General features: G+C 73.6%; 17 protein-coding genes. 8 read left to right on the top strand and 9 right to left on the bottom strand.

What is annotated here, in order from left to right; all coding sequences use genetic code 11:
• Positions 1-5: 5 nt before the first annotated feature.
• The gene (locus FHX39_RS14925) at positions 6-1,175 is read left to right on the top strand and encodes an MFS transporter (protein ID WP_183339687.1); all 1,170 of its coding nucleotides are present in this window, start codon (positions 6-8) and stop codon (positions 1,173-1,175) included.
• On the opposite strand, the gene FHX39_RS14920 is transcribed toward FHX39_RS14925, so the two are convergent.
• Both FHX39_RS14920 and FHX39_RS14915 read right to left on the bottom strand, forming a co-directional pair.
• Positions 1,156-2,178 carry an L-idonate 5-dehydrogenase gene (locus FHX39_RS14920; RefSeq protein ID WP_183339685.1) on the bottom strand — a complete coding sequence of 341 codons (1,023 nt, stop codon included), beginning with the start codon at positions 2,176-2,178 and terminating at the stop codon, positions 1,156-1,158. The two genes, FHX39_RS14925 and FHX39_RS14920, sit on opposite strands and share 20 nt — an antisense overlap.
• A gap of 172 nt (positions 2,179-2,350) precedes the next feature.
• Positions 2,351-3,466 carry an SDR family oxidoreductase gene (locus FHX39_RS14915; RefSeq protein WP_183339683.1) on the bottom strand — a complete coding sequence of 372 codons (1,116 nt, stop codon included), beginning with the start codon at positions 3,464-3,466 and terminating at the stop codon, positions 2,351-2,353.
• A gap of 85 nt (positions 3,467-3,551) precedes the next feature.
• On the opposite strand from FHX39_RS14915, the gene FHX39_RS14910 reads away from it, so the two are divergent.
• Positions 3,552-3,974 carry a hypothetical protein gene (locus FHX39_RS14910; protein ID WP_183339681.1) on the top strand — a complete coding sequence of 141 codons (423 nt, stop codon included), beginning with the start codon at positions 3,552-3,554 and terminating at the stop codon, positions 3,972-3,974.
• Between the two features lie 246 nt (positions 3,975-4,220).
• On the opposite strand, the gene FHX39_RS14905 is transcribed toward FHX39_RS14910, so the two are convergent.
• On the bottom strand, positions 4,221-5,084 hold the full coding sequence (locus FHX39_RS14905) for a DUF3097 domain-containing protein (protein WP_183339679.1): 864 nt from the start codon (positions 5,082-5,084) through the stop codon (positions 4,221-4,223).
• A gap of 167 nt (positions 5,085-5,251) precedes the next feature.
• Here FHX39_RS14905 and FHX39_RS14900 point away from each other — a divergent pair, with 167 nt between their 5' ends.
• Positions 5,252-7,108, top strand: coding sequence for an alkaline phosphatase D family protein (locus tag FHX39_RS14900; protein ID WP_198423416.1), 1,857 nt, complete (start codon positions 5,252-5,254; stop codon positions 7,106-7,108).
• 33 nt (positions 7,109-7,141) lie between these two features.
• On the opposite strand, the gene FHX39_RS14895 is transcribed toward FHX39_RS14900, so the two are convergent.
• Positions 7,142-8,155: a LacI family DNA-binding transcriptional regulator gene (locus FHX39_RS14895; RefSeq protein ID WP_183339677.1), complete on the bottom strand. Its 1,014-nt coding sequence runs from the start codon at positions 8,153-8,155 to the stop codon at positions 7,142-7,144.
• 115 nt (positions 8,156-8,270) lie between these two features.
• Here FHX39_RS14895 and FHX39_RS14890 point away from each other — a divergent pair, with 115 nt between their 5' ends.
• The gene (locus FHX39_RS14890; protein WP_183339675.1) at positions 8,271-8,564 is read left to right on the top strand and encodes a putative quinol monooxygenase; all 294 of its coding nucleotides are present in this window, start codon (positions 8,271-8,273) and stop codon (positions 8,562-8,564) included.
• Positions 8,565-8,651: 87 nt separating this feature from the next.
• Positions 8,652-8,783, top strand: coding sequence for a hypothetical protein (locus FHX39_RS21830; protein ID WP_269778527.1), 132 nt, complete (start codon positions 8,652-8,654; stop codon positions 8,781-8,783).
• Positions 8,784-8,809: 26 nt separating this feature from the next.
• Here FHX39_RS21830 and FHX39_RS14885 read toward each other — a convergent pair whose 3' ends face one another.
• Positions 8,810-9,130, bottom strand: a complete 321-nt coding sequence (locus tag FHX39_RS14885) for a hypothetical protein (RefSeq protein ID WP_183339673.1) — start codon at positions 9,128-9,130, stop codon at positions 8,810-8,812.
• A gap of 140 nt (positions 9,131-9,270) precedes the next feature.
• Between FHX39_RS14885 and FHX39_RS14880 the strand changes: the two genes are divergently transcribed.
• Entirely contained in the window at positions 9,271-9,801 is a 531-nt protein-coding gene (locus FHX39_RS14880) for a hypothetical protein (RefSeq protein ID WP_183339671.1), read from the top strand.
• Positions 9,802-9,999: 198 nt separating this feature from the next.
• On the opposite strand, the gene FHX39_RS14875 is transcribed toward FHX39_RS14880, so the two are convergent.
• From FHX39_RS14875 to FHX39_RS14860, 4 genes are read right to left on the bottom strand one after another with little or no spacing between them, the layout of a single operon-like run.
• Positions 10,000-10,590: a DUF6036 family nucleotidyltransferase gene (locus FHX39_RS14875; protein ID WP_183339669.1), complete on the bottom strand. Its 591-nt coding sequence runs from the start codon at positions 10,588-10,590 to the stop codon at positions 10,000-10,002.
• 1 nt (position 10,591) lies between these two features.
• The gene (locus FHX39_RS14870) at positions 10,592-11,197 is read right to left on the bottom strand and encodes a helix-turn-helix domain-containing protein (protein ID WP_183339667.1); all 606 of its coding nucleotides are present in this window, start codon (positions 11,195-11,197) and stop codon (positions 10,592-10,594) included.
• A gap of 7 nt (positions 11,198-11,204) precedes the next feature.
• Complete coding sequence (locus FHX39_RS14865; protein ID WP_183339665.1) at positions 11,205-11,585, bottom strand: DUF2834 domain-containing protein; 381 nt, start codon at positions 11,583-11,585, stop codon at positions 11,205-11,207.
• A complete protein-coding gene (locus tag FHX39_RS14860) occupies positions 11,582-12,628 on the bottom strand; it encodes a hypothetical protein (RefSeq protein ID WP_198423415.1) in 1,047 nt (348 codons plus the stop codon). The genes FHX39_RS14865 and FHX39_RS14860 overlap by 4 nt, the downstream gene beginning before the upstream one ends.
• A gap of 156 nt (positions 12,629-12,784) precedes the next feature.
• On the opposite strand from FHX39_RS14860, the gene FHX39_RS22225 reads away from it, so the two are divergent.
• Together FHX39_RS22225 and FHX39_RS14850 are read left to right on the top strand one after the other, a co-directional pair.
• The gene (locus FHX39_RS22225) at positions 12,785-13,897 is read left to right on the top strand and encodes a sensor histidine kinase (RefSeq protein ID WP_183339663.1); all 1,113 of its coding nucleotides are present in this window, start codon (positions 12,785-12,787) and stop codon (positions 13,895-13,897) included.
• Positions 13,894-14,550 (top strand): response regulator transcription factor, encoded by a 657-nt coding sequence (locus FHX39_RS14850; protein ID WP_332836850.1) that lies wholly within the window; start codon positions 13,894-13,896, stop codon positions 14,548-14,550. Before FHX39_RS22225 ends, FHX39_RS14850 begins: the two co-directional genes overlap by 4 nt.
• The last annotated feature ends 3 nt before the right edge of the window (positions 14,551-14,553 follow it).

The following is a 14,553-nucleotide window of genomic DNA, read 5'->3' as shown; positions in this document are numbered from 1 at the left end:
CGCACGTGCCGGCCGGGACGGGCGGCTCAGCCGTGCCCGGGGTCGGGTCGAGCCTCGTGCTGGCCGGAGTCGCGCTGATCGCGACGTGCTACGGCTTCGCCCGGTTCGCGTACGGGCTGTTCGCGCCCCGGCTGTCGGAGGAGTTCGCGCTGTCGACCCGGCTGACCGGGATCGTCGGCGGTGGCGGCTACGTCGGCTACTGCCTCGCGATCGGGCTGAGCACGGTCCTCACCGCGCGCTGGGGACCCCGGCGGGTGGCGGTGCTGGCCGGCTCGGTGGCGACGCTCGGGATCGCCCTGGTGGCGGTCGCCCCGTCGGCCGTCGTGCTGGCGGTGGGCGTGCTCGTGGCGGGTTCGAGCACCGGGATCGCCTCGCCGCCGCTGGCCGCCGCGGTGGCCCGGTGGGTGGCGGAACGGGCGCGCGACACCGCGCAGACCGTGGTCAACGCCGGCACCGGGATCGGGGTGCTGGTGTCCGGCCCCGTGGCGCTGCTGCTGTTCGACCGGTGGCGGCTCGCGTGGGCGCTCTTCGCCGTGCTGACCGCCCTCGTCACGATCTGGGTGGCCCGGGCGGTCCCCGCCGGCGGGCGGGCGGAGGCGGACAGCGGCGGCACGACGGGGCTGCGCGTACCCGGCGCCGTCCGGCTGGCGCTCGCAGCGTTCGCGCTGGGGCTCGCCAGCATCGCGGTGTGGACCTTCGGCCAGGACGTCGTCCGGGCCGGCGGGGGTGGCGAGTGGCTGGCCCCGGCCGTCTGGACGGTGATCGGCGGCGCCGGGATCGCCGGCGCGCTCGCCGGCCCCGTCGTGGACCGGTTCGGCGTCCGGACCACGTGGGTCGCGCTCATGATGCTGCTGGCGGCCGGCACGGCCGGGCTGGCAGCGGGGGCGGGTGTGCCGGCCGCCGCGCTGCTCGCCGGAGCCGTGTTCGGGGGCGCGTACATCGCGCTCAGCGGCGTGCTGCTGGTCTGGGCCACGCGGACCTACCCCAGCCGGCCGGCCCGCGGGGTCGGGCTAACCTTCTTCATGATCGCCGCGGGCCAGGCCGTCGGGGCGCCCCTGGTCGGTCTCGGCGCAGACCTCACGTCGCTGACCGGGGTCTGCTACCTCGCGGCCTTGGTCGCCCTCGTCGGCGCGTGCGTCCGCGGCCCCGGGAGGGTCACGACAGCCGGAGCATGACCTTGCTGCTGCCCGTGCTCCGGTCGGCGGCGACCTGCATCGCCTCGAGCGCGTCGTCGATCCCGAACGTGTGGGTCATCAGCGGCGTCACGTCCAGGCCGGCCGCCATGGCGGCGACGGCGTCGGTGATCTCGTCGACGAACCGGTAGGAGCCGACCCAGGTGATCTCGCGGGTGACCAGGTCGCCGAGCGCAGCGGGGGAGGGCGTGCCGGGCAGGTTGCCGACCTGGACGAGCGTGCCGCCCCGCGCCACCGCGTGCAGCACCCCGCCGAGCGCGCCGGTGGCCCCGGAGGCCTCGAAGACCAGCTCCACGTCCTCCGGCAACGACGCGGTGCGGACGTCCACCGTGACGTCGGCGCCCATCGTCCGCGCGACCCGCAGCGCGGCGGCGTCCACGTCGGCGACCGTCACCGTGCGCGCCCCGGCCTCCTTCGCCGCGGCGACCACGAGCGCGCCGATCGGGCCGGCCCCGTTCACGAGGACGTCGCGGCTGCGCACGTCGCCGGCGCGGCGGACGGCGTGCATCGCCACGCCGAGCGGCTCGGCCAGCGCACCCCGCTTGGTGTCGACGCCGTCGGGCAGCACCCGCAGCTGGTCGACGCGGACCACGAGGTGCTGCACGAACCCGCCGTGCGTGTGCGGGACGAACGCGGCCGAGCCGAGGTAGCGGACGTACGGGTGCAGGTTCGTCCGGCCGGCCAGCCGCTCGGGCAGCGCCGGATCGCCGACGAGGGTCGCCGGGTGGACGGTCGTCGGCTGCCCGACCTCGACGTCGCGGACGCCCGGGCCGAGGCGTCCCACCCGGCCGGCGACCTCGTGGCCGAGGACGAGGGGTTCGGTGAGGACGGCGGTTCCCGTCGCGCCGTGGCGGAAGTACGACAGGTCGGAGCCGCAGATCCCGCCCCACTCGACGTCGACGACGACCTCGTCCGGCCCGGGCTCGACCTCGTCGACCTCGTCGACGCGGAGGTCTCCCGCGCCGTGGACGACGACAGCCTTCATGGGGCCGAGTCTGCCCGACCGCCGCCTACGATCAGCACCCGCGCCGGGCTGGCGCGGATCCCGGCCCGATCGCGAGAAACCGCTGACTCCCGCCACGGATGTGGGGTCCGAGAGGGTCGGGAGTCAGCGGTTCGTCGGGGTCAGGAGCCCGGGGTCAGGAGCCCCGTGGGAGTCAGGGGGTGGGGATCAGCTTCTCCGCGCGGTAGCGGTCGAAGAGGTCGGTGAAGGAACGTTCCGTCCGCCGGTAGCCGAGGAACCCGGCCTCGCGGCTCTTGCTCATGTCCGTGACGACCTCCATCGGCCGGCCGAGGTCGGCGTCGGTGTGCCACCAGGAGGCCAGCCGGGAGATGTCGGTCTCGACGAGGCCGTACTTCTCGGCGATCGCGGGCCAGGCGCCCTCGTGCTCGGTCAGCTGCTGCTCCAGCGGCCGCGGGTCGCCGTCGGGGCCGACCACGCGGGCGGGGTCGACGCCGAGGTACGCGGCGAGGCGCGGCCACAGCCAGCGCCACCGGAAGACGTCGCCGTTCACGATGTTGAACGCCTCGTCCGCGCCGGCCGGGTCGGTCGAGGCCCACACCATCTGCTCGGCCAGCAGGCCCGCGTCGGTCATGTCCGTGAGGCTGTTCCACTGCGCCTCGCTGCCGGGGAAGGCGAACGGCAGGTCGAGCTCGTTGGACAGCGTCGCCGCGACGGCGAGCGTCAGACCCATGTTCATCGCGTTGCCGACAGCGTGCCCGATCACCGTGTGGGAGCGGTGCACCGACCAGGTGAAGCCCTGCCGCGCGGCGGCGGCGAAGAGCTCGTCCTCCTGCGCGTAGTAGAAGTTCGGGGTCTCCAGCCGGGGCTCCTCCTCGTGGAAGGGGGTCTCGGGGACCTTGCCCTGCGCGTACGCCTCGAACGGGCCGAGGTAGTGCTTGAGCCCGGTCACCAGCGCGACGTGCTGCAGCGGCGCGTGCCCGAGCGCGGCGAGCAGGTCGCGGACCATCCCGCCGTTGACGGCGATGTTCTCGGCCTCGGTCTCCTGGCGCTGCCAGGCGGTGAAGAAGACGTGCGTCGGGCGGACGTCGGCCAGCGCCGTCCGCAGGCTCTCCGGGTCGCGCAGGTCGGCGGCCACGCTGCCCACGCCGTCGCGCGTCGAGCCGCCGCGCGACAGGGCCAGCACCTCCCAGTCCTCGGCGAGCAGCTGGTCCACCAGAGCGGACCCGGTGATACCGCTCGCGCCCACCACGAGGGCGGTGCGGGAGGTCGGCTCGGCGGTCGGGAGGTCGGTCGTCGCGTCGGGAGTCACGTGGTGCCCAACCGGTCGGGACGGCCGGGCATTCCGTCCGGACGCGTGCGTCGGGCGTCTGCGCACGCCGGCCCGATGATGGGGCGTGCCCTTCTGGTCGGTCGCGCTCGTCGTGGCGACGGCGCTCCACGCCGGCTTCCAGCTGACCGTCACGGCGCTCGTCTACCCGGCGCTGGCCCGCGTCGACGGGCCCGGCTTCGCCCGGGCCCACGACCTCCACTCCCGCGGCATCGTCCCGCTGGTGGGCCTCGTGTACGGCGTCGTCGTCGTGAGCGCGGTCGGTGCCGTCGTGACGCACCCGACCTCGTTCCTGGCCTGGGCCGCCGCCCTGTCGAGCGCGGTCGCCCTGGCGACGACCGCGTTCCGGGCCGCACCGCTGCACGGACGGCTGGGCCGGCGCGGGCCGGAGCCCGACCTCGTCCGTGCTCTGCTGCGGGCCGACCGCGTACGGACGACCTTCGCGGTGCTGGCCGTCGTCCCAGCGGTCGCCCTCGCGCTCTCGGCCTGAGCGAGGCTCCTCCCGCCGCGCTGACCGGGACCGACCCGCGACGGGGCGCGGGCTCATCGGGGTCGGTCCCGGTCGCGCGGGGGATTCCGTCCCGGGTGGGGGGCACCCGGGACGGAGGAAGGCCGGTTCTTAGGGGGAACCGGCGCCTCACACCCTGGCAGGACCGGTGCGGCGCCGCGTGAGGCGTGGAGAACTTCCCCGCGCCCAGATCTTCAGGTGATACTCAGCCCCGACGAATAGCCCGGCTCAGGTGTCGGTCGGGATGTGGTCGGCGGTGACGAAGTCGATGAGCTCCTCGACGCAGGTGAGGAGGGGCCGCTCGATGTCGTTCCACGAACGCACCCGGCCGAGGATCGCCTGCCACGCGCGCGCGATGTCGGCCTGGTCGGCGTGGGGGAGCTTGAGCACCTCGCAGATGCCGGCCTTCCACTCGACGTCGCGAGGGATGTCGGGCCAGCGCTTGAGCCCGACGCGCTCCGGCTTGACCGCCTGCCAGACGTCGACGTACGGGTGGCCGAGCACGCGGACGAACTTCCCGTGCTTGCCCCGCTCGACGGCCTGGGCGATCCGCGTCTCCTTGCTCCCGGGCACGAGGTGGTCCGCGAGCACCCCGAGGCGCCGACCGGGGCCGGGCGCGAACTCGGCGACCACGGCCGCGAGGTCGTCGATCCCGCCCAGGAACTCGACCACGACGCCCACGTGGCGGAGGTCGTCGCCCCAGATGCGTTCGACGAGCTCGGCGTCGTGCCGGCCCTCGACGTAGATCCGGCTGGGCAGCGCGACCTTCGCCGTCTCGCCGCCCGGCGTCGCGACCGAACCGGACGCGGTCCTCGTCGCCCGCTTCGCGCTGGCGCGTACGGGGGCCTGCAGCGTGACCGGCTTCCCGTCTACGAGGAATCCCGCTCCGAGCTCGAACGCGCGCACCTTGCCGCGCCGGTCCTCGAGCAGGACCAGACCGTTCTCCCACCGCTGGACCGCGCCGCAGAAGCCGGTCGTCGCGTCCTCGACCACCAGGTCGCGCTCGAGGGTCATGGGCGTGCTGACCGGCTTGCGGGGCGCGTTCCAGCCCGCGCTGAGGACGTCACCGTTGTAGCGGTCGAGGGGGCTCACCGCTGCACGCTAGGCGGACGGACGGTCGCGGGGCCGCAAGCCGGTCCGCGAGTCTGGCGTCGGCTCCCCGGCGCCTGCCCGTCGGGGTGCATCGTCGGGCTATCCGTCGGCGAGTCTTCGCCTGGCGGTCCTCCCGTGTTCACCCCGCGAGCGCAGACTCACCCCTCGTGACCACCCCCCTCACCCCGGTCGGGCCCAGCCCGACGAACGAGCCCGCCGGCCTGACCACCCCGACGACGACGCGACGCACGGTCCTCAAGGGCGCGGCGCTCGCCGCCGCGGCCGCCGGCACGGCCGGACTGCCCGGGCTGCGGTCCTTCGACCTCGAGGCCGCCGCGGCCCCCGCCCATCGCGGCGTCTTCGGCTACGGCGTGGCCAGCGGGGACCCGACCGGCGACGCGATCGTGCTGTGGACGCGCGCGACGCCGCCGCCCGAGACCCCGGGCGGCCCCGTCGCCACCCCGGGCAGCGGCCTCGGGAAGCCCGTACGCGTGCGCTGGGAGCTCTCCTACGACCAGCACTTCCGCCACGTGGTCAAGCGCGGTGCGGTCTCCGCCCGCGCGGAGTCCGACCACACGGTCAAGGTCGACGTGCGCGGGCTGCGGCCGTACACGCGCTACTGGTACCGCTTCCGCGCCCTCGGCGAGACGAGCGTGGTCGGGCGTACGCAGACCGCGCCCGACGAGCCGCGGCGCGAGCACGCGCTGCGCTTCGCGCTGGTGTCGTGCAGCAACTACACGGGCGGATACTTCACCGCCTACCGGGCGCTGGGGGAGCGCGACGACCTCGACTTCGTCCTGCACGTCGGCGACTACGTCTACGAGTACGGCAACGGTCCCGACCGCTACGGCCCCGCGGACCTCGTCGGCAAGCGCGACGGCATCCCCGCGACCGAGACGGTCGACCTCGAGGGCTACCGGCTGCGGCACGCGCTGCACAAGGCCGACCCGGACCTCCAGCTCGCGCACCGGCGCCACCCCTGGATCACGATCTTCGACGATCACGAGGTCGCCAACAACGCCTGGCGCGGCGGCGCGGAGAACCACACACCCGGCTCCGAGGGCGACTTCCTCGAGCGGCGCCGGGAGGCGTACGAGGCCTACCTGGAGTGGATGCCCTTCCGGCTGCCGTCGCAGCACACGGTCGACCACCAGGGGACGCGGTTCTTCAAGCGGTTCACCTTCGGCACGCTCGCCGACCTGTCGGTGCTCGAGACGCGGCAGAACCGGAGCGCCCAGGTCGACGTCGCCCCGTACACGAAGGGCGGCGGCGGCTTCATCCCGACGAGCAGCCCGACCGTCCAGGCCGAGCTCGCCGACCCGGACCGCCACCTGCCCGAGCCCGAGCAGCTGCGCTGGTTCGAGAAGGCCCTGGCCCGCCGGGGACGTTCCTGGCACCTCGTCGGCAACCAGGTGATCTTCACCCCGATCCGCTTCCCGGGGGCGGCGCTCGGCCTGCCCGCCGGCGACTACCTCAACTCCGACCAGTGGGACGGCTACCAGGCCGACCAGGCCGCGCTGATCGAGCACCTCGACGCCCACGACAGCGGGCACGGCGACGCCGTGTTCCTGACCGGGGACATCCACTCGTCCTGGGCGATGGACGTCCCGGTGAAGCGCGAGGCCGGCTACCACTCGGCCGGGGTCGAGTTCGTGTGCCCGTCAATCACCAGCGACGGCTTCTACGAGCTGGTGCGCGCCTCGGCGAAGGGCGCGCCCGCCCCCGCCGTGGTCCAGACGACCCGCGGCCTCACGAGTGCGGTCGCCGGTGCGAACCCGTGGGTCCGCTACCTCGACGGCGTCGGGCACGGCTTCGTCGTCCTCGACGTGACGACGAAGCGGGTCCAGGCGGACTTCTACCTGACCCCCGTCCCGACCACCGCGCTGCCCGACCCGCGGGTCGACCCGAGCGTCGAGCCGGTGTACGCGACCAGCTGGCGCACGCTGCGCCGGACGCGCCGGGTCGTGGCGGCCGACGGGCCGGTGGGTGAGCGTCGGGACGAGCCGCGCCAGCGCAAGCGCTGACGGCGCGGCTGGCTCGGGTCGAGTCAGGCCGGCTCAGGCCGGGCGGCAGCCGCACGACTCCCGGACGACCAGGTCCAGAGCGAAGAGCTCGTGCGACGACCCGGGCGGCAGGTGGAGGGCGTCCAGCGCGGCCGCGGCCATGGCGGCGACGGGCTGGCGCGCCGAGGTGAGCGGCGGGACCGCGTACGCGCCGTCGTCGGTCCCGTCGAAGCCGACGACGGCCACGTCACCGGGCACGCGCACGCCGGCGGACCAGAGGCCGTGCAGGAGGCCGAAGGCCTGGGCGTCGGAGGTGGCGAAGACGGCGGTGGGACGTTCCGGGAGCGCGAGCAGCTGCTGCGCGGCGTCGAGCCCGCCCAGGCGGTCGAACGGGACCCGCACGATCGGGCCGGTGTCGGCGTTGCAGGCCGAGACGGCCTGGCTCCACCCCAGCTCGCGGGAGGTGGGACGTTCCGCGGCGGTCTCGCCACTGACCAGGGCGACGGAGCGGTGCCCGTGCACGGTCAGGAGGTGCTCGACCGCGAGCCGGGCCCCCTGCCGCGTGTCCGGCCCGAGGGCGTGCACCCCGGGCACCGGGAACGGCGCGTTGACGACCACGGTCGGCAGGCCCGGGTCGGACAGCGCCGGGCTGTCGGCGAGGTGCATGACCGTGGCGACGACCAGACCGTCGATCCCGTGCCGGGGCAGGCTCTCCACGAGCTCCTGCTCCTGGGCGAGCACGGCGTCCGAGCTCGCCGCGATCACGGCCAGGCCCTGCTGGTGCGCGGCCGCCTGGAACGCCTCCGAGAAGGCGGCGAAGAACGGGTTCGACACGCTCGGCAGGATCAGGCCGACCATGCCGGTCGACCCCACCCGCAGCGCCCGCGCCGCCCGGTTGGGCCGGTAGTCGAGCTGCCGTACGGCGTCCCGCACCCGTTCCGCGGTGGCCGGCGCGACCGGGCGCGGCCCCTCGTTGAGCACGTAGCTGACGACCGCCGGACTCACCCCGGCCAGCCGCGCGACCTCGGCGGCGGTGGCCCGGCGTACGGGGTCCGGCGGCGTGGGCACCGGGACATGGTCTCGCGGTTCACGTGGAGTGCGGTCCGGTGGGCCCATCGAGGCCCGCCGGCTCAGGAGATCCGCGGCGCATCGCGCTGTCGACCACGACCACTACCGTCGGAGCATGGCCGTCACCTCCTTGCTCGACATCCACCTCAGCCCCGACGCCCCGGCCGACGCCGAGGCACGCGTCACCTCGGTGCTGGCCCAGACGCGCGCCCGCCCGGGGTTCCTCTCGGCCGACGTCGTACGGGACCTGACCGACCCGCGCCACCTCGTCGTGATCGAGATGTGGGAGTCGGTGGAGGCGGACGACGCCTACCGCGCGTGGCGCGCGACCCCCGAGGGCGCGAACGAGCTGGGCGAGCTGACCGGCGGCCGGGTGTCGCTGGTGCGCTACGAGGCCACCACGATCTGAGCCTGCCCGGCACCCGGTCCGGGTGAGTATCAGACCGAGGGCTGCGGCCTCTGGAGTGTCAGGACACACTCGAGAAAGAGGTTCACCATGGTCTACGCAGCAGGCGGGGCACTCGCCGTAGGACTGATCGGCTACGGGTTCTACAAGGTCTACAAGTACGCGACCGCGGTGCAGTCGGTCGAGGCGGGGAGCGCGGGCGCGGACGCCGGGACACCCTGACGGGTAGCGGCCCCTCAGGACACCGCCTAGCGGCGGTGTCCTGGCTTCCTCCGTGGTGGTCGGGTGGAGCCCCACCCGACGAAGAAGGCGAGCAGCAGACCCTGGAACACGCCGTCGAGCAGGACGTCCGCGCTGATCGTCGGGCCGGTTCGGCCCGTGACCAGGTGGAGAAGGGCGTGAGCGACGACGCTCACCACCAGGGTCAGTGCGAAGGAGACCAGGAACCGCCTGCGCTTGATCCGAGGCGGGTACGGGCTGGGCTCCTCGTCCGGGCCGTACCAGCCGCCGTCGCGCTTGGCCTTCGCCACCCGCGCTTCCCAGTCCGTCATCGGTCGGTCGGCGCCCACGGTCCCACTCTGGCACCGCCGTTCGACCGATGCTCCGGATCGGTCGGACGCGGTCGCAGCGACTGCTGGATCATGGCCGCGTGCGAAAGCCAGCAGCTCGTCCGTCGGTCGGGCCGGGTGATGCCGCTCCTTCTCCAGCCGTGGCGCCCGCGCACGACCAGGTCTTCGGCACGCCGGAGACCGTCAGCTGGATCACGAGCGGGACCACCCGTGGCCGAACCATCGCCCGAGCCGTCCCTCCGGTCTTCGAGTCCTTCGCCACCGTCGACGAGCTCGACGCCGAGGACGACACGCTCCTCGTCGAGCAGGAACGTGCAGTCCTACGTCACCTCGCCGACTTCGGCGGTCACGACTGGTGGCTCGGCTACCTCGACACCGGTGCTCACGACGTGGTCTTCCCCGCGGCGACGAGGGTCCTGATGTACGCCGAGTGGTCGTACGTGATCGTCAAGGCCGGGCCGGACGAAGCCAGGACCTGGCGGGACTCACCACCCGACCTGATCTTCCCGGAGGACCGCTCCTGGTTGATGTCGATGCTCTGGGACGACGGCTGGACGAGCATCGGCGGCCCGGCCCAGCTCATCGACGACCTGGTCGCCGACCCCCTCGTGCAGGCGCGAGCGGTGAGCCTCGGGGTCGACGCCGCACCGCCCGGGCAGACGGCCTATTGATCAACGGGGACGGGAATCGATCCGGTCCGCTCGGCCCAGGCGAGCCTGACCTCGCGTAGCGCCAGGAACAGCGGGAACGCGAAGGCCAAGGCCGCGACGAGCGACGCGGGCCGAGCCGCGTCCAGTGCGGTGGCCCTCGAACACCTTTCGAGACCGGTCGGTCCGGGCTGATGCTTCCCCGAGGCGACCGCTCTTCCACTATGAGCGGGTCTGGAGGAAGCGAGCCACTCGTTCGCACCGAAGCCTGAGCTCGTCGCCTGCTTCTCGGTCGGATCCTCCGATGGCGGTGGCGAGCAGCTCGGGGGTGGCGTAGACGTCAGCGACCAGCGCACGTAGCTCCTCGGCTGAGACTCCGTCGAGCTGGAGCGCCACCGCCAGTGCTCTGATGTCCTCCACGTCGCGATCCCGGAACGCGATGATCTTCATGGCGAGAAGATGGTCGAGCGGCGCGACGTGGACGTCGAGGCCGGGCGCGCTGCGCTCGGCGAGCGCTTCTGGCGGGCGGGGCGGGAGCCAAGGTCGGGCAGCGCTGTTCAGCCAGCCTGGAGGAAGCCCTTCCTCCAGCGCCATGGCTTCGGCTTCCTCCAGCACCGCTTGATCCGACACCATCGCGTCGACATCGATGGTGAGCCGACGTGGCTGGGCTCGCAGGGCGACCGCGACTCCTCCGACGACGTAGACGCTCGCCGCGACCCCACGCCGCTTCAGGCGCTCGTCGAGCAAGATCAGCAGCTCGCGAACGCGTTCTGCGTCGAGGCTCCAGCGCGGAACGCCTGAACCTGCTGCCACGTCAGGCCGTCACGAGGTCACGCTCGGGCAGGAAGATGTTGAGGGCGGCGAGCCAGGCTGGGGTCGCGTCCCTGACCTCCTCGGGGCGGAGCAGGACCCCGGTGAAGGTCCACGGCTCGCCGAGCGGCTCGCGCGCAGTCCATGAAGGAGGCTCGAGCCCGGCTTCGATGAACTCGTGGCCGGTGACGCTCGCCGTCAGCGTGTCCCAGTCCTGCCGACCACTCGAGAGGGGCGGGGCGGTCCAGCCGGCGATGAGGTGGGGGTGCCGAGCCAGCACGAGCCGGAGGTGGTCGCGGCCCTGCACGACCAGCCGGAAGGCCCAGTCTTCTTGGCCGTCGGTCAGGGCCAGGCGGAGGGCCACCCCCAGGGCGGGTGCCGAGAGCAGATGGAGACGGTGGAGGTCGCCGAGCGCCGTCCCGACCCTTCGGACGCGGACGAAGAACCGGGCGGAGGGCGACACCGCTCCGCTCAGGTAGGTCGACAGCCGGGGCTGCGACGTGCCGAGCGCTGCGGCGAATGCGGTCTGGGTCAGCTGGCTGCTGCGGACCGCCTCGCGCAGCTCTTCCATGACGGTGCGCGCGTCGAGGTCGTCCGCCCTCTCCTCCATGGCGCAATCATATCGCTTCGGATATAGAGGGAGATCGGCGGCGGACCAGCCTGACCTCGCGTAGCGCCAGGAACAGCGGGAACGCGAAAGCCACCGCTGGGACGAGCGACATCACGGCGAAGACCACCGGCACCCACGCACGCCACCCCAGGCGCCGGGACTCGCGGACGTAGAGGGCGACGCACACCACGAACACGACCAGGATGTCCACGGCGGCCGACGAGCTAGCCGCGTTCGCGAACCAGTCGCCGACGTAGTTCCCGCCGCGGTAGCCGAGGTTGAAGTACCACGTGCCGACCAGGCCGACGACGGCCAGCGCGGCGTACGTGCTGGCGAGGAGCAACGAGCCTCGAGGGGTCCGGCGGACCTCCGGCGTCGGCCGGCTCATCGTGCCTTCACCGTCTCGCGCTCGACCGACCCGCTCAGGCGGGGTCGGGTCCGCAGGACCACCGCGTACGCGCCGAGGGTGACGGCGACGAGAGCGGCCGTGACGAGGGCGGTCGCCGCGTCCGGGTGGACGATCGACTGGCCGCGCAGGGCCTGCCACGTCAGGACGGCCAGGACGCCGACGTACGCGGCCGCGGTCACGAAGACGATCTTGGTCCGGGTGGCCGAAGCGGCGAGCAGGGCGAACCGGGTTCCCAGGACCGACAACGCGAGGCCGAGGACGATCATGACCTGCAGGCCGTGGATGCCGACGAAGTGCGGGATGCGCAGGTCGCCGCCGACGGTGCTCCAGCCGAGGACCGGGAGACCCGGGCCTCCGTCGGGCAGCCCCACGGTGTGGGCGCCGATCACGGTGGCCTCCGTGCCGGACTCCCAGGACGCCTGCTGCACCGGCGTCGGAAGCGTCATGAGGAAGGCGAGCGCCATCCCGACGACGGCGATGATCATGCCCAGCCGCAACGCCCACGTCAGCGTCAGGTCGGGCAGCCGCTGGGTCAGCAGCAGGACGACGAGCACGAGGTTGGACACCCACAGCGTCCCGATCATGGCGGCCATCGACTGGTAGACGAGCGTGTCGAACGGCGTCGCGAAGTCGAAGTGGCTGGTCCGCCCGCGGACGACCTGGGTGACGATCGCGACCATCTCACCGGCGAGCATGAACGCGCAGATCGTGCCGAGGACCGACGCGAGGCGTCGGTGCCGCGGCATCACCGAGAGCAGCCAGGCGAGGGTGGCGGCGTAGATCGCGATGGACACCGCGAACTTGGCCGGCTTGTCCCAGATCGGCAGCCCCGTCAGCTCGCGGGGGTCGGCGACGATGCCGACCAGGCAGCCGACGAAGAGCACCGCGGACGCGGCGGTCAGCAGCATCAGCGGGCGGTGCCAGCGGTAGGCCTGCCCGACGAACCCGGCCGGTGACCGGCGGGAGCTCGGAGCTGGTTCGTGGGCGGGGGTGACGCGGGGCGGCGTGGTCGTGGTGGCCATGAGTCGATCGTCGTCGGGTCGCGCGGCCCGCACATCGTCCTCGGCGCCGCGGGTCCATCGGCCGTGCGGACGCCCGGAGGTGTCCGCGCGGCCGATGCGGTCGGGTCGGCGCCGTCGTTAGCCTGACCAGGTGCGAGGCCTGACGGACGTGGACCGGTGAGCGAACGGCGCGGCGACGTGCTGCCCGACCTCGTGTGGCTGGTGCCGGTGGTGCTCGCCGTGGTCGCCACCTGCGTGACGACAGACCAGCTCCCCGTGGTGGCCCCGTTGCTCGCCGTGGCCGTCGCGCCCTGGGTCCTGGTCGCGGTCGGGCGTCCGCCGCGTTCGTGGCTGCTCGTCGTGCTCGGGCTGACGCCGGTCGTGGCGATCCTGGTTGTCGACGAGCTCAACGCGTCCGTGTTCCTCGGCACCACGGTGCTGTGCCTCCTGGCGAGCCGGGCCGACCGGACGGGCCAGCTCGTCGCCCTCGCCGCGGCCGGGATCGTGCTGCCCTTCGCCAGCCTGGCGAGCCGGAGCTTCAACGAGGGCGTCTTCTACTTCGCCATCGGCAACCTGTTCGGCATCGTGGTCGGGATGCTGCTCGGCCGCTCCCGCCGGCTGGACGCGCAGCTGCGCACCGCCGACGCGCGCCTCGCCGCCCTCTCCGCGCAGGAGGAACGCACCCGGCTCGCCCGGGACGTCCACGACCTCGTCGCGCACTCGCTCACGGTGGTCGTCCTCCAGGTCGGCGGCGCCCGACGCGTGCTGAGAGCCGACCCCGCCCGGGCCGAGCAGGCGCTCGCGGAGGCGGAGCAGATGTGCCGGGAGAGCCTCGACGGGATCCGGGAGGTCGTCGGGCTGCTCCGGGCGGGCGACGAAGCACCGGGTGCGGCCGTCGACCTCGTACGGCTCGTCGAGACCTACCGCGCCGCCGGCGTCGAGGTCGACCTCGAGGCGGACGAGCGGACCGACGCCCTGCCGCTGCTGGTCCGCGGCACCCTCTACCGCGTCGTGCAGGAGGCGCTCGCGAACGCCGCCCGCTACCGCAGCCCAGGTGCTGCGGTGAGCGTCCGGACCCTGGTCGACGACGGGGGAGCGACGGTGGTCGTGGCGAACGCCGGCTCGCCCGGCCAGCGGTCGGGACCCGGCGGGTACGGCCTCGCCGGGCTGCGCGAGCAGGTCACCGCCCTCGGCGGGACGCTCAGCAGCGGACCCACGGGTGACCGGTGGGTCGTGGAGTGCCGCCTGCCGCAGGACGTCACCGCCCGAGCCGGGCTAGTCGTCCGGTGACCGGCCTGCGACTGGTGATCGCCGACGACCAGGCCATGATCAGGTCCGGCCTCGCGCTCGTGCTCAGCAGCGAGCCCGACCTCGAGGTCGTCGCCGAGTGCGGCGACGGGCGGGCGCTCGTCCAGGCCAGCGCCGACCTGCGTCCCGACCTCGTGCTGACCGACGTCCGGATGCCGGTGATGGACGGGATCGAGGCGGCCCGGCTGATCCGGTCCTCGCCCGAGCCGCCGCCGATCCTGGCGCTCACGACGTTCGACGACGACGAGGTCCTGTGGCCGATGCTGGCCGCCGGTGTCGGCGGGTTCGTGCTGAAGGACAGCCCGGCCGAGTCGCTCGTCGCCGCGGTGCGCACGGTCGCGGCGGGCGGACGGTGGATCGACCCGCGCGTGCTGCCGCGGGTCGTCGACCGGGCCGTGGCCCAGCCCGTCGCCGAGCCGGCCGGCACGAAGGCGCTGGCGCGGCTGACCCCGCGCGAGCGCGAGGTGCTCGACCTGGTCTGCCAGGGCGCGAGCAACGCCGAGATCGCGGCCTCGCTTCGGACGACGGAGCGCACCGTGAAGTCGCAGGTCTCCTCGGTGCTGCAGAAGCTGGGGGCCCGCGACCGCGCGGCGGCGATCATCGTCGCGTACGAGGCGGGCTGGCGCCGGCCGTGAGAG

Origin of the sequence: Microlunatus antarcticus (assembly GCF_014193425.1) — a bacterium.
GTDB lineage: Bacteria > Actinomycetota > Actinomycetes > Propionibacteriales > Propionibacteriaceae > Microlunatus > Microlunatus antarcticus.
This window is presented reverse-complemented; position numbering and strand designations above follow the sequence as displayed.

What these genes read in the sequence shown, in the direction of transcription:
- FHX39_RS14870 (WP_183339667.1), bottom strand. Translation starts at nt 11,197, where the DNA reads ATGGAGGAGAGGGCGGACGACCTCGACGCGCGCACCGTCATGGAAGAG.
- FHX39_RS14920 (WP_183339685.1), bottom strand. Translation starts at nt 2,178, where the DNA reads ATGAAGGCTGTCGTCGTCCACGGCGCGGGAGACCTCCGCGTCGACGAG.
- FHX39_RS21830 (WP_269778527.1), top strand. Translation starts at nt 8,652, where the DNA reads ATGGTCTACGCAGCAGGCGGGGCACTCGCCGTAGGACTGATCGGCTAC.
- FHX39_RS14865 (WP_183339665.1), bottom strand. Translation starts at nt 11,585, where the DNA reads ATGAGCCGGCCGACGCCGGAGGTCCGCCGGACCCCTCGAGGCTCGTTG.
- FHX39_RS14890 (WP_183339675.1), top strand. Translation starts at nt 8,271, where the DNA reads ATGGCCGTCACCTCCTTGCTCGACATCCACCTCAGCCCCGACGCCCCG.
- FHX39_RS14860 (WP_198423415.1), bottom strand. Translation starts at nt 12,628, where the DNA reads ATGGCCACCACGACCACGCCGCCCCGCGTCACCCCCGCCCACGAACCA.